This is a genomic window from Listeria tempestatis (assembly GCF_963575625.1).
Lineage (GTDB): Bacteria > Bacillota > Bacilli > Lactobacillales > Listeriaceae > Listeria > Listeria tempestatis.
This window is the reverse complement of record NZ_CAUYTK010000001.1, coordinates 427,778-453,185: the sequence shown is the minus strand read 5'-3', so window position 1 is coordinate 453,185 and position 25,408 is coordinate 427,778. Positions and strand designations below refer to the sequence as shown.

The following is a 25,408-nucleotide window of genomic DNA, read 5'->3' as shown; positions in this document are numbered from 1 at the left end:
CGGTATGGTAAAGTCAGTTTGAAAGTGTGGTGTTTGTATGACTGAAATGTATTTGAAACAGGCGAAAACGACTACGATTATTATTGCGCTTGTATCGATTTTGCAGGCGATTCTTGCTATTGTGGGCTTAATCACGGTTGTGCTTGTGATTCCAAATCAAGAAACGTTAAAACTGACGCAAAGTGTGATTCGGACTGCTCTTTTTAATACGTCAATCAATGTTGTCTTTTTTGTGCTTTTTTCGGTTTTATTTTTGCTTGCATTTCGCCGTTTAAGAAAAGGGCTTGATGTTCATGTTCGCCTGTATATTTTTTATATTGTATTTATGATTGTCTCGATTGGTCTCGGTATGATAAATGGCGGTTTTAATTTGAGTAGTTTACTTATCCCTGGTATGCTGATTTTACTTAGTGTGATTGCGATTTCTTCCCTGCGTAAAGGGGAAAGTGAAAAGGAAAGTTAAATAACTTTCTCTTAGTTAAAATTTTAGTAAAGGAATAAACATTTAAAAGAGCTTTTCCGTACTAGTAATAGTTCTTTTAAAGTTTGTTCTTTTTTTTTGGAGGATAAAGTGGTAAAGTTAACAAGAGACTAAATAGCTGGCAGTTTGTGTCATCTGTTTGAAGAAGATTTTATTTTTTAGTAAAGGAAGTTTGAAGATGGGTTCAAAACTGCTTAGAGGAACGTTTATCCTGACACTTGGTACGCTTCTTTCCAAGGTGCTTGGGATTTTGTATGTTATACCTTTTTATGCGATTGTCGGGGGCGATGACCCGATGCTTCTTTACAACTTTGGCTATGTCCCGTACCAATTGTTTTTAAGTGTGGCAACCGCTGGGATTCCACTTGCTGTTGCAAAATACATAGCAAAATATAATGCGATGGAAGAATATGAAATTGGGCGCCGTTTATTTAGGACGGGGATTTATCTAATGATTGCCTCAGGAATTATTTGCTTTATCGCCATGTATTCACTTGCACCATTTCTTGCTAGCTTACAACAACTAGAAGGTGGCTATAGTTTAGCAGACGGTATCCAAGTTATTCGAGCAGTTAGTTTTGCTCTTCTTATCATTCCAATTATGAGTTTGCTTCGCGGTTTTTTTCAAGGATACAATTCTATGGGGCCATCTGCTGTATCACAAGTTGTCGAACAGCTTGTACGTATTTTATTTTTACTTGCCAGTACATTTGTCGTCCTATATGTGTTAGACGGAAGTATCGTCACAGCAATTAGTTTGGCAACTTTTTCCGCATTCGTTGGGGCACTTGCGAGTTTTGCTCTTTTAGTATGGTATTACTTTAAACGAAAACCAGGACTTGACCGCATGTTAGTCGATAGTCGAAATGAACTTAAAGTTTCCATACCTACCTTATATAAGCAAATCATTTTATCGGCTATTCCTTTTATTATTGTCGGATCTGCGACTTCTCTTTACCAGTTGATTGACCAGTTTACGATGGGACGAGTTCTTCAATATATTGGGATTTCCGCCAATCAAGTAAAAGAATATGTTGCGATTATTAACTTCGATGTACAAAAATTAATCATGATTCCCGGTACGCTTGCGATAGCCTTTTCTATGGCACTCGTTCCGCTTGTGACGGCTGCTTATGTTCGAAATGAAAAAGAACAAGTCAAACGCCAATTAAATGACGTTTTCCAAATTTTGCTCTTTTTAACAATTCCAGCTTGTATCGGGATTGCGTTACTTGCAAGACCTTTATTTACGGTTTTCTTTAAAGCGAATGAAGTAGGGACGGACTTACTCCAATTTTTTGCACCCATCGCCGTCTTGTTTTCCTTGTTCGGAGTTACAGCAGCCGTTCTTCAAGGGATTGATGAGCAGCGCTTCACTGTTTTAGGTTTGCTACTAGGCTTGCTTGCAAAATCCGTTTTACAAATGCCGCTTATCATGCTTCTAGAGGCAAAAGGTTCTATTTTAGCAACGGGTATCGGATACGCCGTTTCGTGTATTTTCATGCTTATTATTATTAAAAAGTATGTCCATTTTTCATTTAGACTTATCCTTCGAAGGGTCGTTTTATTTATCTTTTTAACACTCATTATGTCTCTTGCAGTTTTGGCCGTTTATTTCCCGCTGTCATTCATTTTAAGTCCAGATCACAAAATGACTGCAACAATTTTAGTTATCATTTGTGGTGGGGTGGGAGCTATTATTTATGCCTATCTTGCTTTTAAATTACACCTTTCTGATAAATTGTTTGGACCACGTGGCACGAGACTACGTCAAAAATTAGGCATCAAATAAAATAAAAACCAGCTTGAAGAAAAACTTAAAGTTTACACAAAACAAAACGACCCACGCAAAATCAGACTGCTGACAACTGATGAGATTCTAGGCAAAGCCGAGTACCGAAGTGGCGCGTACTCGAGTATGTGAGAAGTTATGCGGAGCGCATCGGAACGGAGGCTTTAACGACGAAAATTGCCGTTTGTCAGCAGTCTAAAACGTCTTGCATAAATAGCGAGGCGTTTTTATTTTATATTTTTTAGAAAATCAGTTGTTTCCTTAGGGGATTTAAAAATATGTACGGGTGTTTTTTCTTCATTAAGTTTTCTAAGAAGTTCGCTACGTCTTTTAGGGAAGTCCCAAACAAATTTTAAAAATTCGAAATCTAGTCTTTCTGGGCATCCGGCTGCGGAATCTGGTCGCGTTTTACCGTAATATTGAGTGAGGCGCTTTAGGGCGCGGAAAAAATAGATGTGCCTCGGATAATCTAAAAAAATAATGCAGTTGGACGGCGGAAACCTGGTTTCCCATGTATCCGAATAATTGCCTTCTATAATCCAATTTTCCTCTAAAGTTATGATTTTTTCGATATGTTTTAGAAATTCTTCCTTAGGAACCGGCTCCCAGTTGGGTTTAAAAAATAAGGTATCTAGGTGAATTACAGGAATTCCAAGTTTAAGTCCAATCTCTCTTGCTAATGTTGATTTTCCAGAACCAGAAGGGCCTATTATGTTTATGCGATACATGTTTTTACCTCCATTCATATAAAATCAAATGCTACTTTCTTATTTTCATATAAAATTGTCAATCCACTCAATCATCTTGCATTTCGCTAAAAATCTTCAAATATGTGGGTAGCTCCTTTGAAATGTGAGTGGGCAGCACAACGAACTTCTTTTTTGCCAAAATATCGCCAATATAGCTATGGAAAAAAACGCCAGCTAAAACGCCGTGAAGTGGTTCGGTCGTTTGTTTTATTAAGCCGGCAATGATACCACTTAACGTATCGCCCATTCCACCAGTTGCCATAGCAGGGGAACCGTATATATTTTGCCAATTTTCTTCTGCAGTCAGCACTTTTGTTCGATGTCCTTTTAAAACAATTGTCGCACCGAGTGCACGGCGAACTTCATCTGGTGTCGCTTCATCCGGTGCAAGTTTTTTCAAACGTTCCCATTCGCCTGCATGCGGAGTAAAGTAAAGTGCGCAATTTGGCTTAGGAAGATCACCTTTTGCATAAAGTGTAATCCCGTCACCATCTATAATGATGTTTTGGTGACTTTCGGCATGTTGCAAAATAAATTCCATGAGTGCGTATGCCTCACCGTCAAGACCAAGTCCAGGACCAATCAGAATGGTATCGAAAGTCGCTAATAAACACTCAAGTTCAGTTAATTTTGCATAATCTAAAAACATACATTCAGGTAAGCGACTGTGTAAACTCGAACGATTGACGTGGTGCGAAGCGAGTGTTGTTAATCCAGCTCCGCTATAAACACTTCCTTCTGCCGCCAAGATAGCAGCCCCACCATACATTTCGTTCCCGGCAACAATAAGGACTTTGCCATATTGATTTTTGTAACCTTCATCCTCACGTTTTGAAATAAAACTGCAAATGGCTTTTGGCGTTATTTTTTTCATAAAGTTCACAGCCCTTTAAAAAATTGGATTTTATTCGCCAAAGAAGATAAAATAGATGGCGGATAATTTATTTTAATTTTAGCGAAGTATAGGGGTGTTTGTAAAATGAAACCAGTCTTTCCTGCAGTAAAAGCCGTCATCATAAAGGACGGACATTTTTTAGCTCTAAAACGTGCTGAACAAGTTGAAGATGTATATGACTTGCCAGGAGGAAGAATGAACTACGGCGAAACACACGCAGAATGTCTATTCCGCGAAGTTTATGAGGAAACAACTTTACAAGTGCAACCTTTTATTTTGTATGATACATGGGAATTTTTTCATACAGATTATCAGATTACAGGTGTAATGTATCTTGTTTCAATGCCTGATGATGGCGAAATCAAATTGTCAGAAGAACATAAAGCTCATAAATGGTTGCCACTTTCAAAAGCGGGTATAGAAGATTTAGATGTTGTCTTTAGTTCGCGAATGAATCGTTGGGATTTTGACGCGATAAAAGGAATTATGTAATTATTTCTTGAAAACCTAGGTTTCTACTTTCCTCGATAGGAAAAAGGGTTTACAATGGTAATGCAGAGTTTATTTTGGAAGGAATGAAGAAAATGTCGGAAATCAATTGGCAAAAAGAAGTTGAAAGTAGGAAAGACGCTTTCTTAAAAGATTTAGAAGGGTTACTCCGTATTCCGAGTGTGCGCGATGATGCAAAAGCAACTGACGAAGCGCCTTTTGGACCAGATGTGAAAAAAGCGCTAGATTACATGATCCGATTAGGCGAAAAAGACGGTTTTACAACAAAAGAAGTCGCTAATGTTGCAGGTCATATTGAGTACGGATCAGGTGATGAGCTTGTCGGCGTTCTTGGACATGTTGATGTGGTGCCTGTTGGAGATGGGTGGACAAATGGACCATTTGAACCAGTACTGAAAGATGGCAAACTTTATGCACGCGGTGTAGCCGATGATAAAGGACCAACAATTGCCGGTTATTATGCACTTAAAATCTTAAAAGAACTCGATTTACCAATTTCAAAAAGAATTCGTATTATTGTAGGATCGGATGAGGAAAGTGGTATGAGTTGTGTTGAGCGTTATTTTGAAACGGAAGAACAACCAACTGTTGCATTTGTTCCAGATGCTGAATTTCCAATCATTCATGCTGAAAAAGGAATTTCTGAACTTGACGTTTCATTTAAAGACAACAAGCCAAACAGTTACCAAGCGTTCCAATTGGTAAGCTTTGAATCTGGTGCACGTTACAACATGGTACCTGACCATGCGCGTGCTGTTTTAAAAGAAGTAAAAGATGTTGATTTATTAAAACAAGAATTTAATAATTTCCTTTCTAGCCATGATGTAACAGGAGAATTTGATGTGGATGCAACATCCGTTACGCTTTCTGTTGTAGGTAAATCTGCGCATGCAATGGAACCAAATAACGGCGTGAATGCAGGGCTCCATTTAGTTGCCTTTTTAGGGAAATTTGAGTTATCAGGCTCAGCAAATGATTTCGTTACTTTTGGTCGCGACTACTTATATAATGATTCGCGTGCTGTTAAACTTGGCATCAATTACGAAGATAAGGAAAGTGGCGAATTGACGATGAACGTTGGTATTATTCGCTATAGTAGTGAAGAAGGTGGACGTTACGGTCTTAACTTCCGCTATCCAGTAACTGCCAACATGGACCGTCTTAAAACGAAGATGGAAACAGTCGTATTTGAGTATAACGGTCGCTATTCACACTATGATGATTCAAAACCATTATTTGTACCGCAAGATCACCCGCTTATCCAAACCTTGCAAGAAGTATATACCAAACAAACAGGTGAGGAAGCGACTCTACTTGCAATTGGTGGCGGTACTTATGCGCGGCACTTAGAAACGGGTGTCGCATTTGGAGCACTTTTCCCAGGACGCGAGGATACTATGCACCAAAAAGATGAATTTAGTTATTTTGATGATTTATTAAAGGCTACGGCTATTTATGCTGAAGCTCTTTACAAATTGGCAAAATAAGAGGTATAATTGAAAAAATTCTAGCTGCTACGTTAGTTTCGTAGCAGTTTTTACTTTAAAAAGGAGTGATTTTCTTGAAAGTATTAGTTGGAGATAAAATCGTAGACCGAGAAGATGCCTACGTTGATATTGAGGACCGCGGATATCAATTTGGTGATGGTGTATATGAAGTGGTACGTATGTACAACGGAAAATTTTTTACCGCCAAAGAACATATTGACCGCTTATATGCGAGTGCGTCAAAAATTGATTTGGTCATTCCATTTCCAAAAGAAAAGCTTTACGACTCCCTTTTAGAGCTTGCAAAAGTAAATCAAATTTCAACAGGAAATGTATACTTACAAGTAACTCGAGGCATTCAGCAGCCTCGAAACCATATTATTCCTGATGAATTCCCTCTTGAAGGGATTTTGACGGCAGCAGCACGTGAAGTGCCTCGAAATGAAATGCAATTTGTTGTTGGTGGAACAGCAATAACAGAAGAAGATATACGCTGGTTGCGCTGTGATATTAAGAGCATTAGCTTGCTTGGTAATATTCTAGCAAAAAATAAAGCGCATCAAAAAGGGGCATTAGAAGCTATTCTTCATCGTGGTGATTTAGTTACAGAATGTTCAGCTTCAAATGTTTCCATCATTAAAGATGGTACATTAATTACGCATGCTGCTGATAATTTAATTTTAAATGGTATTACAAGACAGGTGATTTTAAAAGCGGCAGAAAAAGGAGCTATCCCATACGAGGAGCGTGACTTTACCATACAAGAACTATTGAATGCAGATGAAGTCTTTATCTCAAGCACGACACTTGAAGTGACTCCAATTACGAAAGTTGACGACACTGTTATTGGAAACGGTGAACGTGGTCCTGTCACTGCACGATTACATCAATTATTTGAAGAAGAAATTGTTTCAGCTTGCGGTTCTTTAGTGAAAGAGAATATTTAATAGAAACAGGGAGTGTTCCTCCCTGTTTTTTATATGTAAAAAATGACATATTGCTTAAGATGGCATGTATACACATTTGATAGCGTTTTCTGTGAAAAAAATCAAAAAAATGGGCTTGACCTTACTAAAATAAAGGCGTATAATTCATCTTGCTAATTGTTCGTATGCGAATTATTTCTATACAAACAATTGTTAAAGGGGGAAGATTTGTGGATGAAAAGTTAGTAAGAGAAGTGATTTTGTCTTTTCGTGAAGTATCTCGAAAAACGCATCAGTATCTCGCCGAGGAGGCAAATAAACGTGGAATCACAACAACACAATTACTTGCTTTAAGTTCTTTAAAACGTGAGCCTCATCTTACGCTTGGTGAGTTAGCAGACCGAATGAAATTAAGTAAAAGTACTACATCTGGAATTGTTGATCGCCTTGTTAAAGCTGGTTTTTTAACACGGAATAGGGTGGAACTAAACCGTCGAACGTTAAATTTAGCATTAACTGAGCTTGGTGAAGAAAAAGCAGCAACAACATATGATGTTTTCTTTAAACGCCTTGAACCCATTCTTGAAATTGGTGAGCGCGAACTCACGGAAATGCTTACAACACATCAGCAAATGATTCAAATTTTAGAAAGAGGGATGCAAGAATGAATGCACAGACGAAGACGACCTCGGTAAAAAGAAACGGTATTTTAATAGTTATGCTGATGGGTGCTTTTGTAACGATATTAAATCAGACACTAATGAATGTAGCTTTACCGAGTATTATGAAAGACTTTAATATTACGGCGAGTCAAGGACAATGGCTTTCTACAGGTTTTATGCTTGTAAATGGTGTCATGATTCCAATGACCGCATTTTTAATTGAACGATTTACAACGCGACAACTCTATTTATTCGCCATGATTACATTTGCAATTGGGACAGCAATTGGGGGATTTGCGCAAAACTATTCGATGCTAATTGCTGGGCGTATGGTTCAAGCAGTTGGCGCGGGAATTGTTATGCCACTTCTAACCGTCGTTGTCTTAAATCTATTTCCAATTGAACGACGTGGGCGCGCGATGGGACTTATTGGTCTTGCCATGAACTTTGCACCCGCAATTGGTCCGACGCTCTCGGGTTGGATTGTTCAAGAATATGCTTGGCGCGATTTATTTTTCATCATCATTCCATTTGCAATAGTTGATATTATTGTAGCCATTTTCTTGCTTCGAAATGTTGGGAAGCGTTCATTTCCAAAATTGGATATTCTTGGCGTTGTCATGTCAACAGTTGGGTTTGGTAGTTTATTACTTGGATTTAGTAACGCTGGGGATCACGACTGGCTTACGTTTAAAGTTTTTGGCTGTATTGCTATTGGTCTTATTGTTTTGGCGCTATTCATTTGGTACCAAGGGAGAGCAAAAACGCCACTTCTTAACTTTAAGGTGTTTAAAAATCCGACCTTTACTTTAACAACGATTATTAGTTTTTTTGTTTTTATGGGTTTGTTTGGTGGTATGCTTTTACTGCCAATATTCTTACAGAGTGTGCGTGGTTACTCTCCGCTAGAATCAGGTTTAGTCCTTCTTCCTGGGGCGCTTATAACGGCCGTTTTATCACCTGTCACGGGTATGATGTTTGACCGATTTGGTGCAAAATATTTGTCACTCGTGGGACTTATTATTATGACGGCTTCAACATTTATGTTTTCAAACATCGATGAAACGACAACACTTACTTATATTGTCGTGTTCCAAACGATTCGTGCAGGTGGTATGGCGATGGTGATGATGCCGCTTCAAACCGCTGCTCTCAATTCCTTACCACTTGAAATAGCAGCGCATGGTTCAGCAATGTTTAATACAATGAGACAAGTTGCCGGGTCAATAGGAACAGCAGCGCTTATTACAGTCATGTCTAAAAGCGCTAGTAGCTTTGCAAACTCGCTCACAGCCACTGATGTTGCAGGGAAAACAAAAGAACAGCTGGCAAATCATGTTTTAATTCACGGGATTGATACAGCCTTTTTAATTGCTGCACTCTCTAGTGTTATTGCATGTATATTAACATTGTTCATTCGGAAAAATCCCTCTGGACTAAATCCAGTTGTCCATAAAAATTAATTTTAAATCCGCCTAAAAAGCAGTAGGCGGATTTTTTATATTAAAAAAATGAAAGCCCGAACATATGTTGACTTGACTTACTTCTATTAGAGAAGTACAATCAATTTTAGACATGATTTATTTGCTAAGTAATAAATCGTACTAAAAAGGTGTGTTTCAGGATGAAAGATTATTTTTTTGGGGCTGAATATGAGATAAGTTCTGCCGGGGGGGAAACCGGTCAAGCTTTTATTGCAAGAAAGGAGGACGAAAAATTCTTTTTAAAGAGGAATTCTTCGCCTTTTTTAGCTGCACTTTCTGCTGAGAATATCGTGCCTAAACTTGTATGGACCAGACGAGTGGAAAATGGCGATGTCATTACTGCTCAAAAATGGGTCGAGGCACATATTTTAGATGCGGATGAAATGGCAGATAAACGTGTGGCTGAGCTTTTAAGTAAAATTCACCGTTCGCAACCACTAAAAAAAATGTTGCGAAAAATTGAGAATAGTTCCTTATCTCCTGAAAAAATGCTCGCAAATTTAAATAATTTTGAAGAGCAGTTCAGCGATGAAGAAAAGTTTGCCCATACATACCTGTTAAATCATGCCGAGCAAATAACATCAGATGAGCTAGTCGTGTGTCACGGTGATATGAATCATAGCAACTGGATGATTTCATTAAAAGATGAACTTTATCTAGTCGACTGGGATTCCGCCATGCTTGCTGATCACGCAAGCGACTTAGCCATGCTTCTTTATCAGTATATTCCCCGATCCAAGTGGAGCGAGTGGCTTCTTGCATACGGAGAAGCTTATTCAGAAAAACTGCACCAAAAGTTAAAATGGTACGGTTTATGTCAGGCATTGACACGTATCTATACGGCTAATATTGCCGAGCAGGAACGTTCAAAAGCAAGTGTGCTTTTAAAAGTAATCTTAGAAGATAATGAGGTGTAACCAATTCATGCGTGTAAAGCATAAACCATGGGCAAAAGATAAATTGTTAAGTCATCCTGAAGTTTGCGTGGCAAATCCGGCTGACTATAAAGGAAAGTGGCAAGAGCTTTTCGGGAATCAAAATCCCATCCATATTGAAATTGGTTCTGGAAAAGGCCAATTTGTAAGCGGCATGGCTAAACAAAATCCAGAAGTTAATTATATCGGTATTGAAGTTGTTGAAAGTGTGCTTGTTGTTGCGCTTGATAAAGTTTTACATGCGGGTGTTTCAAACGCACGTTTACTGTCTGTTGACGGGGCAGAACTACTTGAGTATTTCGAACCAGGTGAGGTGGCGCGAATTTACTTGAATTTTTCTGATCCATGGCCAAAAAAACGGCACACAAAACGCCGCTTGACGAATCCGCTATTTTTAGATATTTATAAATCGCTTTTGCCTGTTAATGGTGAAATCCATTTTAAAACGGATAATCGTAGCTTATTTGAATATTCTCTAGTTGCTTTTTCCGAATATGGCATGCAACTAGCTGATGTGTCACTCGATTTACATGCCGATGAAATAGACGACAATATCATGACAGAATACGAAGAAAAATTTTCACAAAAAGGTTTTCCAATTTATCGTTTAGAGGCGTCATTTAAATAAACGAAACAAGAAGTTGCTGATTGCGACTTCTTTTCTATAATAATATTATGTAAACAAGAGGTGGTCTAATGAAAATTGGCGAAATTGAAATCCACTGGTTAAGGGGCGGGAAATTAGCTTTTGATGGTGGAGCAATGTTTGGTGTTGTACCAAAAGCGCTTTGGGAGAAAAAATATCCAGTTAATGAAGCAAACCAAATTGCAGCATATGCTGATCCCATGTATTTTGAAGTCGGAGGAAAACATGTTCTTATTGATGCAGGAATTGGAATGAACCGACTTACGGAGAAACAAAAAAGGAATTTTTCAGTAGAAGAAGAGTCTTTTATCATTCAAGATTTAGCTCGTTTAGGCGTAACCCCAGAAGAAATTGACTTTGTGCTTATGACACATCTGCACTTTGATCATGTAACTGGACTAACTGGAGTCAGTGGGGACGGAACGCTTGTGTCTGTCTTTCCTAATGCCAAAATCATTACTTCTCTAACGGAGTGGGAAGAAATGCGGGCTCCAAATATCCGTTCAAAAGCAACTTATTGGTCAGAAAACTGGCAAAAAATTTCGCACCAAATACATACTTATTCAGGAGAAATGGAGGTTCTTCCTGGCGTGACGATGCACCATACGGGAGGCCATAGTGCAGGTCACGGTATCGTTCAGATTACTTCTAAAGAAATGCGTGCTGTTCATCTAGGCGATATATTCCCAACACATGCACATTTAAATCCACTCTGGGTGACTGCCTACGACGACTATCCAATGGACAGCATCTATGCAAAAGAAAAGTGGTTTGCGAAATGGATGGACGAAAAAACATGGTTTCTATTTTATCATGACGCATTTTATGAAGCCATTCAACTTAACGGTGCAGGTGAGATAACAAATAAAGTGGAGAAAAAAAGAAGCTTTTAAGTTTCTTTTTTTGTTTTGTAAATTTAGATAGGGGGAAGGGGTATCGGTTTTTGAATACCTTATTAGGGTATATGAAAATCGCATAAAAATGCCCCTTTTAAATAAAGGGGCATTTACTTATGTAAGATATACGTCAATGATTGTACCTGTTTTTGCATCCGCAATAAATTCAAACTGTTTCTTTTCACCCTCGCGAATGGCTGTAATCCCACCATGATAAACAAACGTATCAATGGCATATTTTTTATAATGTTGTTTTTTAAGTTGAATCCAAGAGCCTTCAATAGGTCCATCCTTTTTAAAAGCATCCTTGACACTTTCTAAAATAACATCGCCAGATATTGATTTATCTGAAAGACAGTAATGGTTCAGTAAATGACCAAAAGCAGCGCCGAAAGCAGCACCAGCAACAAAAGCTTTCCAGTCCATGTTTTTCCTCCCTCAATCATTTCGCTCTACAAGTGAAATTTACTTACGTACTCATTATACTATACTTTTTGAAAATGAAAAGTATTTTTAATGACGCTTTCAAAACATAATGAATCTTGCTATACTAAAAGAGTTAGAGTGAAAGGGTGATTGAGAGTGAAAGAAGAAACATTAACGTTGTTTAAAACATTAACCGAGTTACAAGGAACATCCGGTGATGAATTTCGAGTGCGGGATTTTATAAGGAAAGAAATCGAACCCGTTTCAGATGAGGTCGTACAAGACGGTCTTGGCGGCATTTTTGGTGTGAGACGCGGCGATACATCTGGCCCGCGCATTTTAGTTGCTGGACATATGGATGAAGTAGGCTTTATGATTACACAAATTACAAAAGCTGGCATGCTTCGTTTCCAAACTATCGGCGGTTGGAATCCCCAAGTCATGCAAGCACAGCGCGTTCAAGTCATGACAACAAATGGTCCAGTTATTGGCGTAATCGCGTCTGTTCCCCCGCATTTAATGTCTGATGCAGAGCGAAATAAACCAACGGATCCTAAAAACTTGTTAATTGATATCGGCGCTGATTCTTTAGAAGAAGCAAAAGAACTTGGACTTAAACCCGGTCAATTTATCGTACCAGTATCTGAATTTACACCTCTTGCAAACCCTAAGAAAATTTTAGCGAAAGCGTGGGATAATCGCTACGGTGTTGGACTCGCAATCGAGCTTTTAAAAGAACTAAAAGATGAACCACTTCCAAACACGCTTTTCTCGGGAGCAAACGTTCAAGAAGAAGTGGGGCTTAGAGGCGCTGGTGTTAGCGCAAATATGATTCAACCAGATTTATTCTTCGCGCTAGATGCGAGCCCTGCAAATGATACAACAGGGGACAAAACGCAATTTGGTCAGCTTGGTAAAGGCTTCTTAATGCGTATTTTTGACCGGACTATGATTATGCACCGAGGTATGCGCGAGTTTTTGCTCGATACAGCAGAAAGCAATCAAATTCCGTATCAATATTTCACCTCGCCAGGTGGCACGGATGCTGGAAAAGTACATACTTCATTAAGTGGTATTCCAAGCGCAGTGATTGGTGTTCCGTCAAGATATATTCATTCAAGCAATTCCATCTTGCATGTAGATGACTACGCTGCTGCAAAAGAAATGATTACGACGATTATTCGTAACCTTGACAAAACAACTTACAGCACTATACGTGAAAATGCTTAGCTTTTTGAAGAAAGCGACGGTTTTAATCGGTGTAATGCTCCTTGTTAGTGGCGTCATTTGTTTCATTCTAAGTGTGCAAAAAAATAGCAACTTCGAACAAGGCTGGTCGCTTACAGCTATCATTGCAGGTGTGCTGATATTGTCTTATGAAGGTTTGCAATTTTATATCGCAGAACGCAAAAAAACACGAAAATCAAACCGTTGATTTTCGTGCTTTTTTGCGACTAGCTAAATGTATAACGAAGCACTTTTGCAGCTTCATCGATATTTCGAACGGTGACGTTTGCGCGTTCTGACAATTCTTTTAATGGATGATGCAATTTTTCCGGGCGAATTAAGATAAGCGGTTTGCCGCTTGCAATAGCGAATGAGGCATCGGAAGCCGTATTCCACTGCTTAAATTCTTCACCAAAATAAGCAATCACAAGATCGGCTTTATTCAAAAAAAGCTGCGTTCGTAAATTGTTGATTTTGGAAGATTGAATGTCACGATATAGCGCATTTGGCTGCTCGCCTAGAATATTTTCACCAATAGAATCTGATTTTTCGTGATTTTCTTCTGGACCTGTGAATGTAAATGAAACGCCTGTTACATCACCGATTGCACGGCGAAGTTCATTTCGCCAATCGGAATGAATTTCGCCCGCTAAATAAATGTGATAGTTCATTTGCTAAACACTCCTTTCCTCTTTATCATAGCGAAAAAAAGAAAACGCTTCAAATCTTTTGCAGAAAGCGGATTTCTGGACGAACTCGTAAACTTTAGGTACGATTTAACAAGAAGAATGTAAAGGAGCGTTTTAAAATGAAAAATTTAAAGTCTGTTAAGGAATTCCAACAATTGAAGGAACAGGGGAAAACGGTTTTTATGTTTAGTGCAGATTGGTGCGGTGATTGCCGTTTTATCGAGCCTGTTATGCCAGAAATTGAAGCAGAAAATGAAGACTTTAGTTTTTATCATGTTGACCGTGATGAATTTATCGATTTATGTGCGGAACTTGCCATTTTTGGAATCCCAAGTTTTTTAGCATTTGAAGACGGAGAAGAAATTGGGCGATTTGTGAGTAAGGATCGTAAAACAAAAGAAGAAATCAATGACTTTTTAGCTGCGCTTTAAAAGGAGGAAGCTCTTTGAAGATTACAACACTCGGTATGAAAGTGAAATTAGAAGAAATGCTACAAAAAGAAGGTCGAACGTTTTCTTTTGATAGGGAAAAGGAACGTCTAAAAGTTTCTGAAAATGGTCACACAATCACATTATCTATCCCGCAATTGATTGCACGATTTGAAGAAGAAGGAGCGAGTTCCTTTCAAAAAATCGAATATTATGTGGAAGAAGGTTTTCGGGCGAATCAGCAAAAAATCAATTTAATTGGTAATGATGATAAAATTTTCCCAGTCATTCGGGCAGGTTCTTTCCCGCAAAAGACAAAAAAAGGCGAAATATTGTTATGTGAGAAACATACAGCTGAGACAAACCTCTTTTATGTATTTGATACGGGAAAATCCTATAAATTTATCACAGAAAATGATTTAGTCCAAGCGGGCATTTTACTTGCTGATTTACGAAGAATCGCCATGCAAAACGTAGAAAAACTGGAAACACCTTTAAAAAGGGATGTGGTCTCCGGCAATGATTTTTACTTTTTAAGTACGCATGATGGCTACGATGCTAGTCGTGTTTGTAATGAAAAATTTTTAGCAGACTTGCGAAAGCGGTTTACAGGTGAAATGGTCATTGCGATACCACATCAAGATGTGCTAATATTAGCAGATATTCAAAATAATACTGGCTACGATGTGTTAGCGCACATGACGATGCAATTTTTCTCAGAAGGCATTGTGCCGGTTACGTCTTTGCCATTTGTGTATAATAATGGTAAACTGGAACCGATATTTATTATGGCGAAAAATAGACCAAAGGAGTAGGGGAACTTGATAGCAAACGTATTTTACAATAAAAATGGAATTGGTGACACGCTAATTGTTGCCGTGAAAGACATTGATCGCTATACGCGTTCATTTCAAAAAAAAGGCGATGTAGTACGAATTTTTGACACTGAAAGCGGTGAATTAAGCGGCTTTAACATTTTTAACGCATCCAATTATTTCGTGTTACAAGCAAACGGAAAAGTCGTTTTAACGGAAGAAATCGTTGCACAATTGCAGGAGCTTGTTAGAAATGCGGGCTTTACTGATAATTTAGATATTGATTTATCACCAAAATTTGTTGTTGGCTATGTAGAAAGTATCGAAAAGCATCCAAATGCTGACAAACTTCGTATTTGCCAAGTAGATGTTAAAAATGAGAAGCTACAAATTGTCTGCGGTGCGCCAAATGTAGATACAGGCCAAAAAGTTGTAGTAGCTAAAATTGGTGCAGTTATGCCAAGCGGTCTTGTGATTAAACCATCTAATTTACGAGGCATTGACTCTTTCGGCATGCTATGTGCGGCACGTGAATTAGCTATCCCGGATGCACCGCAAGAAAAAGGTATTCTTGTTTTAGAAACTGATTATGAAGTCGGCGGAGCTTTTCCTGTTTCTTTTTAAGCTAAAACTAGCTAGTAATCATCTAGCTAGTTTTTTTATGAACAAAAGTGTGTACAATACACTTCGTAATTGTTCTTTTTATCTCCAGAATTTCGGTTATAAGATTAAGTTATACCTATATAAAAGCCTTTAGCATCAATGGGTAACTCGCTTTTAAAAATGATAAATATGAAATTATGATAGACATGTATAGCTTTAATTATTTTTCTCTGTTAGAATCAAAAAAGAAAATCAAAATTAGGTGTGATAGATATGGGATGGTTAAAAGATTTTTTCTTTGGGGATTTTGAAGAAACAAAAGATGAAACACCGAAGAAGCAAACAACAACCGTAAAAACCAAAACAAAAGAAGAAAAGCAAAAAAATACTAGCGTAGTAGAACGTCCTTCCATAAATAAAGGACAGAAAAAACGCGCAGTTGCGACAAAAATGGTATATGAATATCCAAAAGGGAATTTTCGCTTTCCAGTTATTCCTGATGATGTACCGGCTAAAAGTGAACCGGTTAGTAGAACTTCAAAATCAATTAGTGAAGTGAAAGAAACACGAGCTACTACTGAAACTAAAATTGCAATGAAAGAAAAATTTACGCCGACTGATGTTCCGTCGCCAGTTTTTGCTTTCCATAAACGGCCAAGTCGTTTTGAATTTGATTTAGACAATCAAACTGCTGAAAAGGCCAAGCAAGAACGTATTTCTTTAATCATTGAAGAAGTAGAGCAATTTGTGGAGGAAAAATCAGAAGTTACTAAGGATATACATACAGCTGTAACCACGGAAGAACCTATTTTAAAAAAAAGTGAAGAAGTGAGAGAACCTCAAATAAAACAACTAGAAAAAACTTCTCCGCGACAAAAAAAAGCAATGAAATCTCATATTCCGTTTAATGTGATGATGGTAAATAACGATCAGAAAGATGAGCCAAATGAGGAAACGGATTCCTATTTGGCGCAAACTGAGCAAGTGGTCACTGTTCCAGAGAAAAAAGTGTCGGAAGGGGAGGAGGTGCCATCCTCGTACTATCTTCCTTCGCTACGTTTATTAAGCCCGCCTGTTTCATCAAGCAAAGATGAGGGGTGGCTTGATTATCAGGAAGAACTTTTGAATGAAACGCTAAAAAACTTCAATGTAGAAGCACATGTTGTGAACCGAACACAAGGTCCGTCTGTGACGCGTTTTGAAGTCCAACCTGAAAAAGGCGTCAAAGTGAGTAAAATTACCAATTTAACCGATGATATTAAATTAAGTTTAGCTGCAAAAGATATTCGAATTGAAGCACCAATTCCAGGGAAAAGTACAATTGGTATTGAAATTCCAAACCCTTCAAGTCGGCCAGTCATGATTTCTGAAATTATGAATACTTCGATTTTTAAAGAGAATCATTCACCACTTACCGCCGCACTCGGACTCGATATTTCAGGTGCGCCTATCGTCACGGATTTGCAAAAAATGCCGCACGGTCTTATTGCTGGTGCAACAGGTTCGGGAAAAAGTGTATGTATTAACTCATTATTAGTCAGTCTACTTTATAAAGCGCGACCTGATCAATTAAAGCTCCTTTTAATTGATCCAAAAATGGTAGAACTTGCACCGTACAACCGCATCCCGCACCTTGTAAGTCCTGTTATTACCGATGCAAAAGCAGCGACTGCAGCACTAAAATGGGCAGTGGAAGAAATGGAGAGACGCTATCAGCTCTTCTCACATACAGGTGTCCGCAATATGGAACGTTATAATCAGTTGTCAGAAGCAGAAGGGCACTCTGGGGAAAAACTTCCGTATATCTTAATCGTCATTGACGAATTAGCTGATTTAATGATGGTCGCACCAAATGATGTGGAAGAATCCATTAGTCGCATTGCTCAAAAAGCTAGAGCATGTGGTATTCATATGATTGTAGCGACGCAACGTCCATCGGTTGATGTTATTACGGGACTTATTAAAGCAAATATTCCAACACGCGTTTCCTTTTCTGTATCAAGTTCCATTGATTCAAGAACGATTCTTGATGCAACTGGTGCTGAGAAATTGCTTGGAAAAGGAGATATGCTCTTTTTGCCTAGTGGTGTAAGTAAACCAGTCAGATTACAAGGAACATTTGTAAGCGATGAAGAGATTGATGCAGTCGTAAACCACGTGCGTAACCAAGGAGAGCCAAATTACTTATTTGTAGAAGAAGAGCTACTCGCAAAAGAAACGCTACGCGAGGAGGAGGATGAACTTTTTGATGAGGCATGTGATTTTGTCATGAATCAAAAAGCAGCATCAACGTCACTTTTGCAACGTCACTTTAGAATTGGCTATAATCGTGCGGCAAGACTGATGGAAACATTAGAAAACTATCAAATTGTTTCTGGTACAAATGGCTCTAAACCACGAGATGTCATTATCACGCATGAACAGCTTGAAAAGCTACGAAGTAAAGATACAGTAAACTAGGGCTAAATGCATATAAAAGAACTAGTTACGGGGGAATTAAAACGTTTTCTTGCTACATTGTCTAAGTCTTTTTCCGTGATTTGGAAGAATCGTTGTTCTAAACAAGCGATAAATGCTATAATATAACGAGTGAACAAAGGCATAGAATAATTTTACATTAAACACTATTATGAACAGGAAGTAAGATGATGTCTAAAATACGAAGTTATAATTCTTTTTAGACACCCTCTTCAAGTTGAAAATACGGGGGTTCGAAATAATGACAACTTATCATTTTGTTGGGATTAAAGGCGCGGGAATGAGTGCATTAGCTCAAATTTTACATGATAAAGGATACAAGGTGCAGGGTAGTGATGTCGAGAAGTATTTCTTTACACAAAAAGCATTAGAAAATAAAGATATTCCAATTTTATCATTTAGCTCAGAAAATATTCAAGAAGGTTTAACAATTATTGCTGGAAATGCTTTTCCAGATACGCATGAGGAAATAGCGAAGGCTTTAGAAATGGACTTACCAGTTATTCGTTATCATAAGTTTTTAGGTCAACTACTAGATGGCTATACAAGTGTAGCAGTGACCGGTTCACATGGTAAAACATCAACAACCGGCTTACTTTCGCATGTGCTAGAATCCATTAAGCCATCATCATATTTAATAGGGGATGGCACTGGTAAAGGGGATAAAAATGCGGAATACTTTGCAATCGAAGCATGTGAATATCAACGCCATTTTCTTGCATATAAGCCTACATATGCCATTATGACAAATATTGACTGGGATCATCCAGATTACTTTAAGAGTGTTGATGATGTTTTTAATGCGTTTGAGACTTTTGGTAAACAAGTAAAAAAAGCTGTCTTTGCCTTGGGTGATGATATTCAACTTCGTCGTTTAGAAGATGTGTTGACTATTCCAGTTATCTATTTTGGCTTTGGTGACGAAAATGAATACGTTGCAAAAAATGTTGTGAAAAAAACAACGGGTACGCTATTTGATGTTTATCATAATGGCACACTTTTAGGTAATTTCGAAATTCCAACTTACGGGGACCATAATGTTTTAAATGCCTTAAGTGTTATTTCGCTCACACATTATGACAAGTTAAGCATGGAAGCAGTGAAAAAAGAGTTGCTCACATTTGAAGGAGTAAAAAGACGTTTTAGCATTACAGAAAAAGCAAATCAAATTTTAGTTGATGACTATGCTCATCATCCATCTGAAATTCGTGCAACGGTGAATGCGGCACGACAAAAATATCCTGATAAACAAGTTGTTGCTGTTTTCCAGCCACATACATTTACGCGAACAAAAGCCTTTTTACAAGGATTTGCGGATAGCTTAAACTTAGCAGATGAAGTTTATCTTTGCGATATTTTCGGTTCTGCTCGGGAAAAAACAGGTAATTTGACCATCTATGATTTGGCTAAAAAGACAAAAGGACATCATGTAATTAAAGAAGAACATACGGATGCGCTTCTTGCTTATGACAGTGCGGTTATCTTATTTATGGGAGCTGGAGATGTTCAAAAATTCCAAGCAGCTTATGAAAAGGTATTAGATAACCAGCCAAAAACACAAAATTTAAGCGAAAAAGCTGCCTTTTAATTAAAACAAGTTAAGCTGGTACTCATGTATCAGCTCTTTTCTAAATGCGACACTAAAAAAGCAACTAGGAGGGACTTTTGACGTGGCTATACGACTAGTAGGCAACAAGGCGCCAGATTTCTGTGAACAAGCAGTAATGCCAGATTTGACCATTAAAAAGCTAAGTTTATCAGATTTATTAACATCTGATAAATGGCTCGTGCTGTTTTTTTATCCAAAAGACTTTACAATCATTTGCCCTGCAGAAATCATCGCGATTTCAGCTAGAGTAAAGGAGTTCCAAAACTTAAACACGGAAATTGTGGGCATTTCAACAGATTCTGTTCAAACACATTTAAAATGGGTACAAACACCCGTTTCAAAAGGTGGGATTGGTCCAATTCTTTATCCATTACTTGAAGATGTATCGCGAACTGTAGCGCATAATTATGGTGTTTTTGATGAAGAAAATGAAGAAGCACTTCGCGGGCTTTTCATTATCGATCCAACAGGTAAAATTCAATACGAAACCATTCATGTTAATACGGTATCTCGTGAAGTGGATGAAATTTTACGCGTATTAACAAGCTTGCAAACAGGCGGACTTTGCGAAGTCAAATGGTAGAAAAGTTTTAAGTCAATAAAAAATAGAACCAAAAATCAAGCAATCCTATCATTTTTAAAATGACCTTTGCCTAATTTTTGGTTCTTTTTAATGTTGTCCAAGCTATTTTTAAACTAAGTTTGAAGGATTTAAAATGTCTAATTCAGTTAGCACGAACAGACCATCCTTACGAATTAAAACATCATCGAAATATATTTCACCACCGCCGTATTCTGGACGTTGAATGTTAACTAAATCCCAATGAATGGCTGAAGTATTCCCATTATATGCTTCATCATAGCATTGTCCAGGCGTAAAATGGAAACTACCTTCGATTTTTTCATCAAACAAAATGTCACCCATCGGTTCATGAATAAATGGATTTACGCCGATTGCGAATTCACCAATGAAGCGCGCACCTTCATCTGTATCTAAAATTTCATTGATGCGTTTGGTATCGTTTGACGTAGCTTCAACAATTTGACCATTTTTAAATGTAAAGGAAACATTTTCAAAAACAAAACCTTGGTAAGGACTTGGCGCGTTGTAACTTAATGTTCCCTCTATAGAGTCACGAACAGGTGCCGTATAAACTTCACCATCAGGAATGTTTAATTCGCCTGCACATTTTACAGCAGGAATATCTTTGATCGAAAAACTTAAATCCGTCCCAGGGCCCACAAGACGCACCTTATCCGTTTTATTCATCAATGCCACTAAATTGTCCATGGCAGCACTCATTTTTGCATAGTCGAGCGTACAGACGTCAAAATAAAAGTCCTCAAAACCTTCCGTGCTCATACCAGATAGTTGGGCCATGGAAGAAGTTGGATAACGCAAGACAACCCATCTAGTTTGCTTAACACGAATATCTGTATGCATTTTTCCAAGTGTGCCACCAGAAATTTTCATTTTTTCAGAAGGAACATCAGATAGTTCGTTGATGTTATCGCCAGAACGCAAGCCAATATATGCGTCCATTTCCTTCATCACAGCTCCTTCAAAAGAAGCCATTAGTTCATACTGCTCTTTACTTGCTCCAAGTAGAAGGGCGCGGTCAATTTTTGGCTCTTTGATAGAAACAAATGGGTGACCGCCTGCTTTATATGCTTCCGACACTAAAGCTTGAACAAGTTCGGTTTGTAAACCAAAGTTTTCAATTAATACTTTTTCGCCTTTTTGAAGTTTAACAGAATAATTGATAAGATTGTAGGCTAATTTTTGAATACGTGGATCTTTCATTTAAATGCCTCCCTAAAAAGTTTTCTTTCTTATTTTACATGAAAAAAGAAGGAATGGGAACGCATAAAAATTCATTTTATTTTATTTTTTCGTTTGAAATTGCTAAAATAGATATGTAAGACGTGAAATCGTTTTAGTTTTACATAATTAATGATAGGGTAAAGAAGTAGAATATGGAGGTGTGAGTAAATGATTGTCATTCTATATATTGCAGCACTCATCGCGGCAATCGGCTTATTTGTTATTGCAATTTACTTAAGCAAGACGTTGAAATCAACATCACAAACACTTGATGAAGTAGCAAAAACTGTAGACAAAATGGCGACAGAGTTACAAGGAATTTCGGGAGAGACACAAAAAATACTCGATAAAACAAATGATTTACTTGAAGATGTAAACGGAAAAGTGGCAAAAGTGGATCCAGTTTTTGATGCAATTGGTGATGTTGGAACTTCTCTACTTGGCTTAAGCCAATCTGTGCGTGAGCTTGCTACATTGGCAACAAATAAAGTTTCTGCAAACGATAAAAAAATTGCTCAAGCAGTTTCGATTAGCAATTCAATTCTTGCTTTTAAAGATAAAATGAAAGCAAGCAAAGCCGCAAAAGAAGCGGCGAAAGAAGCTTCAAACGATACAATATCTTGATATGGAGGGGAAAAATATGGCAGATAAAGATGGATTAAATGTAAAAGATTTTCTAATCGGTGGTTTAATCGGAGGAATTGTTGGCTCAGTAACAGCTTTACTTTTAGCACCTAAGTCAGGAAAAGAATTACGTAGTGATTTAAACGAACAAGTCGATGTACTTAAAGAAAAAGGCAACGAATGGAAAGAGGTTGCCTACGAAAAAGGCATTGAAATTGGCGGTGTTGCAAAAGACAAAACAAGCCAATTAAAAGATTCCGCTGGTGGTTTTGTAGAAGTCGTAAGAGACAAGTCACAACAATTAGCGGACACAGTTGCAAAACAAGGTAAATCAGTAAAAGATGTCGTTTTAAAAAATAAAGAAGAAGATGCCGAGGCGGTTTCTAGTGCAGCTGAAAACGTAAAAGAAGAAGTGGAAAATGCTTCTAAAGATGTTCAAAAGGCTGCTGATAAAGCTAAATCTGACGCAAAAAAAACAATTGAGTCTGGTAAAGAAGAAGCTGAAAAAATCATTAAAAAGTAAGACTTGAAAACATTGCACTTTTTCGTGCAATGTTTTTTTATGGAAGAGCTTGCCAAATCAAGCGAGGAATGATAATATAACTGGTATAACTTTCTTTGCTTTATCACTTAAAAGCGATTAAGCGCGAAAGAGTGATGACAAACAACGCGTTATCCTCTATAATAAATGGTAATCTTTATATAAGGTGACAGAAGGGTGGAATACTAATGGTGAACAAAGACTTAGATGCACTGCGTAATCAGGTGGACGAACTCAACATTGAATTACTAAATGTGATTAATAAGCGTGCAAACTTAGTACAAGAAATTGGTAAAATTAAAGGAGTGCAAGGTTCGCTACGATTTGATCCGCTCCGTGAAAGAGACATGTTGAATCAAATTGTCGAAAGCAATCATGGACCATTTGAGGATTCGACAATTGAACATTTGTTCAAAGAAATTTTTAAGGCAGGACTTGAGTTGCAAGAAGAAGATCATTCAAAAGCACTTCTCGTCTCGCGTAAAAATAAAAAAGAAGATACCATTGTAAATGTAAACGGCCTTCCAATTGGAAACGGAGAGCCGGTTTTCGTTTTTGGACCGTGTTCGGTTGAGTCTTATGACCAAGTGGCTAAAGTGGCTGCTTCTATCCGTGATAAAGGACTTAAATTAATTCGCGGCGGTGCGTTTAAACCGCGTACAAGTCCATATGATTTCCAAGGTCTCGGACTTGAAGGCTTACAAATTTTAAAGCGCATTTCTGATGAGTATGGTTTAGGTGTAATTAGCGAAATTGTGACTCCTGCAGATATTGAAACAGCGCTTGATTATGTGGATGTCATTCAAATTGGCGCACGTAACATGCAAAACTTTGAGCTTTTAAAAGAAGCAGGACGTGTGAATAAGCCGATTCTCTTAAAACGCGGCTTATCAGCTACAATTGAGGAATTCATTGGGGCAGCTGAGTATATTATGTCTCAAGGAAATGGTCAAATTATTTTATGCGAACGCGGTATTAGAACATATGAGAAGGCAACTCGAAATACGTTAGACATTTCTGCTGTTCCGATTTTAAAGAAAGAAACGCATTTGCCTGTCATGGTTGATGTAACCCATTCCACTGGTCGTAAAGACTTGCTACTACCATGTGCGAAGGCCGCACTTGCGATTGAGGCTGATGGTGTGATGGCAGAAGTTCATCCAGATCCAGCTGTTGCTCTTTCTGATTCTGCACAGCAAATGAACATTCCCGAATTCGACGCTTTCTGGGAAGAAATTTTAGCATCAAAATTAATGGCACATCGAGTAAAATAAAAAGGAAGTAGCTTTCTGATAATCTATCGGAGGGCTACTATTTTTTATTGAAAGTAAGCCTTTTCATGCCGGGATATATGTTTTTTTATCATATTCATGCTATTTTAATATGAAAATTAATGAAAAACAGAGATAAAAACAATTGCATAACACAAATGTTTGCTGTATGATAAAGTGAAGGTAATGATGTTTACGTTTACATTGGAAGCAACTTGCTTCTTTAAATATTTTTTTGGAGTGTGAATTGAGATGAATGTGACCATTTATGATGTTGCTCGTGAAGCAAATGTGTCAATGGCAACTGTATCACGTGTCGTGAACGGAAATCCAAATGTTAAACCAGTAACAAGAAAAAAAGTTTTAGATGTGATTAATCAGCTAGGTTATCGCCCGAATGCCGTAGCGCGAGGGCTTGCTAGCAAACGTACAACAACTGTTGGCGTGATTATTCCAGATATTTCTAACGTCTTTTACGCGGAACTTGCAAGAGGGATAGAAGATATTGCGACGATGTATAAATACAATATTATTTTAAGTAGCTCGGATGAAAATGAAGATAAAGAGCTACAAGTTTTGAATACTTTACTCGGCAAACAAGTGGATGGAATCATCTACATGGGCGAAAAAATCACTGCACAATTACAAGAAGAATTTGATCGCTCTCCGGCACCTGTAGTACTCGCTGGGGCTGTCGATATGGAACAGAAACTTGCTTCCGTTAATATTGATTACCGTGAAGCGACAAAATCAGCGGTTGCTCGCTTTATCGCTAATGGGCACAAACAAATCGCATTTATCACTGGTTCACTAGAGGAGCCAGTTAACCGCGAATTTAAACTAGAAGGCTATAAAGATGCTTTAAAAGACGCAGGAATTAAATACGATGAAACCTATGTCATTGAAGCAGATTATAACTACAATGCAGGGGTAAAAGCTTGGGAAAAACTTTCTGGGTTAAAATCGAGACCAAATGCTGCTATCGTGACCGATGATGAACTGGCTATCGGCGTTTTAAATGCTGCACTAGATGCCGGTGTAAGTGTCCCTAATGAACTAGAAGTCATGACAAGCAACAATACAAAGTTAACGCTTATGGCTCGTCCGCAGCTATCAACGATTGTTCAACCACTTTATGATATTGGTGCTGTTGCAATGCGTCTTTTAACAAAACTCATGACAAATGAAGATGTTGAAGAAAAAACTGTTGTTTTACCGCATAGCGAAAAACTTCGCGGTACGACAAAGTAAAACAAATCTTGACGAACGATTTTAATAATGGTATAACTAAAACTATACTTTGAATATGTAAATGACGATGAACGGACGAAGTAGTTGCTTATCCCTGTTATGAGAGAACCAGTGGTTGCTGTGAACTGGTACAAATAAGGAATGAATTACATCCTGGA

27 protein-coding genes and 1 other annotated feature (1 of these 28 only partly in view) are annotated in these 25,408 nt (G+C 38.0%); of the genes, 22 read left to right on the top strand and 5 right to left on the bottom strand.

The annotated features are described in order from the left end of the window. The first annotated feature begins 37 nt into the window (after positions 1 to 37). Positions 38 to 463, top strand: coding sequence for a hypothetical protein (locus R8923_RS02395; RefSeq protein ID WP_485871153.1), 426 nt, complete (start codon positions 38 to 40; stop codon positions 461 to 463). 196 nt (positions 464 to 659) lie between these two features. Next, complete coding sequence (locus R8923_RS02390; RefSeq protein ID WP_485871152.1) at positions 660 to 2,273, top strand: putative polysaccharide biosynthesis protein; 1,614 nt, start codon at positions 660 to 662, stop codon at positions 2,271 to 2,273. Positions 2,274 to 2,500: 227 nt separating this feature from the next. On the opposite strand, the gene R8923_RS02385 is transcribed toward R8923_RS02390, so the two are convergent. Both R8923_RS02385 and R8923_RS02380 read right to left on the bottom strand, forming a co-directional pair. Beyond that, a complete protein-coding gene (locus R8923_RS02385; protein ID WP_485871151.1) occupies positions 2,501 to 3,001 on the bottom strand; it encodes a P-loop NTPase family protein in 501 nt (166 codons plus the stop codon). A gap of 67 nt (positions 3,002 to 3,068) precedes the next feature. Then, the gene (locus tag R8923_RS02380; protein ID WP_485871150.1) at positions 3,069 to 3,896 is read right to left on the bottom strand and encodes an NAD(P)H-hydrate dehydratase; all 828 of its coding nucleotides are present in this window, start codon (positions 3,894 to 3,896) and stop codon (positions 3,069 to 3,071) included. Positions 3,897 to 4,001: 105 nt separating this feature from the next. Here R8923_RS02380 and R8923_RS02375 point away from each other — a divergent pair, with 105 nt between their 5' ends. The 8 genes from R8923_RS02375 (at position 4,002) to R8923_RS02340 (ending at position 11,460) form a co-directional block, all read left to right on the top strand. After that, positions 4,002 to 4,409, top strand: coding sequence for an NUDIX hydrolase (locus R8923_RS02375; RefSeq protein WP_485871149.1), 408 nt, complete (start codon positions 4,002 to 4,004; stop codon positions 4,407 to 4,409). 92 nt (positions 4,410 to 4,501) lie between these two features. After that, the gene (gene pepV / locus R8923_RS02370; protein ID WP_485871148.1) at positions 4,502 to 5,914 is read left to right on the top strand and encodes a dipeptidase PepV; all 1,413 of its coding nucleotides are present in this window, start codon (positions 4,502 to 4,504) and stop codon (positions 5,912 to 5,914) included. Positions 5,915 to 5,988: 74 nt separating this feature from the next. After that, positions 5,989 to 6,861, top strand: a complete 873-nt coding sequence (gene dat / locus R8923_RS02365) for a D-amino-acid transaminase (RefSeq protein WP_485871147.1) — start codon at positions 5,989 to 5,991, stop codon at positions 6,859 to 6,861. A 209-nt stretch (positions 6,862 to 7,070) separates the two neighbouring features. Continuing rightward, positions 7,071 to 7,508 (top strand): MarR family winged helix-turn-helix transcriptional regulator, encoded by a 438-nt coding sequence (locus tag R8923_RS02360; RefSeq protein ID WP_485871146.1) that lies wholly within the window; start codon positions 7,071 to 7,073, stop codon positions 7,506 to 7,508. Next, on the top strand, positions 7,505 to 8,965 hold the full coding sequence (gene mdrM, locus R8923_RS02355) for a multidrug efflux MFS transporter MdrM (protein WP_485871145.1): 1,461 nt from the start codon (positions 7,505 to 7,507) through the stop codon (positions 8,963 to 8,965). Before R8923_RS02360 ends, mdrM begins: the two co-directional genes overlap by 4 nt. A 161-nt stretch (positions 8,966 to 9,126) precedes the next feature. Next, complete coding sequence (locus tag R8923_RS02350; protein WP_485871144.1) at positions 9,127 to 9,903, top strand: phosphotransferase; 777 nt, start codon at positions 9,127 to 9,129, stop codon at positions 9,901 to 9,903. Positions 9,904 to 9,910: 7 nt separating this feature from the next. After that, positions 9,911 to 10,549, top strand: coding sequence for a tRNA (guanosine(46)-N7)-methyltransferase TrmB (gene trmB / locus R8923_RS02345; protein WP_485871143.1), 639 nt, complete (start codon positions 9,911 to 9,913; stop codon positions 10,547 to 10,549). Positions 10,550 to 10,617: 68 nt separating this feature from the next. Continuing rightward, positions 10,618 to 11,460, top strand: a complete 843-nt coding sequence (locus R8923_RS02340) for a YtnP family quorum-quenching lactonase (protein WP_485871142.1) — start codon at positions 10,618 to 10,620, stop codon at positions 11,458 to 11,460. Positions 11,461 to 11,577: 117 nt separating this feature from the next. Here the strand turns inward: R8923_RS02340 and R8923_RS02335 are convergent, their stop codons facing one another. Next, positions 11,578 to 11,889: a hypothetical protein gene (locus R8923_RS02335; RefSeq protein ID WP_485871141.1), complete on the bottom strand. Its 312-nt coding sequence runs from the start codon at positions 11,887 to 11,889 to the stop codon at positions 11,578 to 11,580. A gap of 156 nt (positions 11,890 to 12,045) precedes the next feature. Between R8923_RS02335 and R8923_RS02330 the strand changes: the two genes are divergently transcribed. Together R8923_RS02330 and R8923_RS02325 are read left to right on the top strand one after the other, a co-directional pair. After that, on the top strand, positions 12,046 to 13,119 hold the full coding sequence (locus R8923_RS02330; protein WP_485871140.1) for a M42 family metallopeptidase: 1,074 nt from the start codon (positions 12,046 to 12,048) through the stop codon (positions 13,117 to 13,119). A gap of 4 nt (positions 13,120 to 13,123) precedes the next feature. Next, positions 13,124 to 13,324 (top strand): hypothetical protein, encoded by a 201-nt coding sequence (locus R8923_RS02325; RefSeq protein WP_485871139.1) that lies wholly within the window; start codon positions 13,124 to 13,126, stop codon positions 13,322 to 13,324. A 19-nt stretch (positions 13,325 to 13,343) separates the two neighbouring features. On the opposite strand, the gene R8923_RS02320 is transcribed toward R8923_RS02325, so the two are convergent. Beyond that, positions 13,344 to 13,787, bottom strand: a complete 444-nt coding sequence (locus R8923_RS02320; RefSeq protein WP_485871138.1) for a YtoQ family protein — start codon at positions 13,785 to 13,787, stop codon at positions 13,344 to 13,346. Positions 13,788 to 13,924: 137 nt separating this feature from the next. Between R8923_RS02320 and R8923_RS02315 the strand changes: the two genes are divergently transcribed. The 6 genes from R8923_RS02315 (at position 13,925) to R8923_RS02290 (ending at position 20,321) form a co-directional block, all read left to right on the top strand. Continuing rightward, complete coding sequence (locus R8923_RS02315) at positions 13,925 to 14,236, top strand: thioredoxin family protein (protein WP_485871137.1); 312 nt, start codon at positions 13,925 to 13,927, stop codon at positions 14,234 to 14,236. A gap of 35 nt (positions 14,237 to 14,271) precedes the next feature. Continuing rightward, positions 14,272 to 15,048 (top strand): DUF1444 domain-containing protein, encoded by a 777-nt coding sequence (locus tag R8923_RS02310; RefSeq protein WP_485871214.1) that lies wholly within the window; start codon positions 14,272 to 14,274, stop codon positions 15,046 to 15,048. 6 nt (positions 15,049 to 15,054) lie between these two features. Continuing rightward, on the top strand, positions 15,055 to 15,672 hold the full coding sequence (gene ytpR / locus R8923_RS02305; protein WP_485871136.1) for a YtpR family tRNA-binding protein: 618 nt from the start codon (positions 15,055 to 15,057) through the stop codon (positions 15,670 to 15,672). Positions 15,673 to 15,924: 252 nt separating this feature from the next. Further along, complete coding sequence (locus R8923_RS02300) at positions 15,925 to 18,111, top strand: DNA translocase FtsK (protein WP_485871135.1); 2,187 nt, start codon at positions 15,925 to 15,927, stop codon at positions 18,109 to 18,111. A gap of 259 nt (positions 18,112 to 18,370) precedes the next feature. Next, positions 18,371 to 19,717 carry a UDP-N-acetylmuramate--L-alanine ligase gene (gene murC / locus R8923_RS02295; RefSeq protein ID WP_485871134.1) on the top strand — a complete coding sequence of 449 codons (1,347 nt, stop codon included), beginning with the start codon at positions 18,371 to 18,373 and terminating at the stop codon, positions 19,715 to 19,717. A gap of 82 nt (positions 19,718 to 19,799) precedes the next feature. Then, positions 19,800 to 20,321, top strand: a complete 522-nt coding sequence (locus R8923_RS02290; protein ID WP_485871133.1) for a peroxiredoxin — start codon at positions 19,800 to 19,802, stop codon at positions 20,319 to 20,321. 108 nt (positions 20,322 to 20,429) lie between these two features. Here R8923_RS02290 and R8923_RS02285 read toward each other — a convergent pair whose 3' ends face one another. After that, on the bottom strand, positions 20,430 to 21,542 hold the full coding sequence (locus R8923_RS02285) for an aminopeptidase (protein ID WP_485871132.1): 1,113 nt from the start codon (positions 21,540 to 21,542) through the stop codon (positions 20,430 to 20,432). Positions 21,543 to 21,731: 189 nt separating this feature from the next. Here R8923_RS02285 and R8923_RS02280 point away from each other — a divergent pair, with 189 nt between their 5' ends. From R8923_RS02280 to ccpA, 4 genes are all read left to right on the top strand, one after another. Further along, the gene (locus R8923_RS02280) at positions 21,732 to 22,187 is read left to right on the top strand and encodes a DUF948 domain-containing protein (RefSeq protein WP_485871131.1); all 456 of its coding nucleotides are present in this window, start codon (positions 21,732 to 21,734) and stop codon (positions 22,185 to 22,187) included. A gap of 16 nt (positions 22,188 to 22,203) precedes the next feature. Then, positions 22,204 to 22,710, top strand: coding sequence for a YtxH domain-containing protein (locus tag R8923_RS02275; RefSeq protein WP_485871130.1), 507 nt, complete (start codon positions 22,204 to 22,206; stop codon positions 22,708 to 22,710). 206 nt (positions 22,711 to 22,916) lie between these two features. Continuing rightward, positions 22,917 to 24,002 (top strand): bifunctional 3-deoxy-7-phosphoheptulonate synthase/chorismate mutase, encoded by a 1,086-nt coding sequence (locus R8923_RS02270; protein ID WP_485871129.1) that lies wholly within the window; start codon positions 22,917 to 22,919, stop codon positions 24,000 to 24,002. Positions 24,003 to 24,251: 249 nt separating this feature from the next. Continuing rightward, positions 24,252 to 25,250, top strand: coding sequence for a catabolite control protein A (gene ccpA / locus R8923_RS02265; RefSeq protein ID WP_485871128.1), 999 nt, complete (start codon positions 24,252 to 24,254; stop codon positions 25,248 to 25,250). A 58-nt stretch (positions 25,251 to 25,308) separates the two neighbouring features. Further along, positions 25,309 to 25,408: a binding site (T-box leader), on the top strand; it runs 83 nt beyond the window's last position.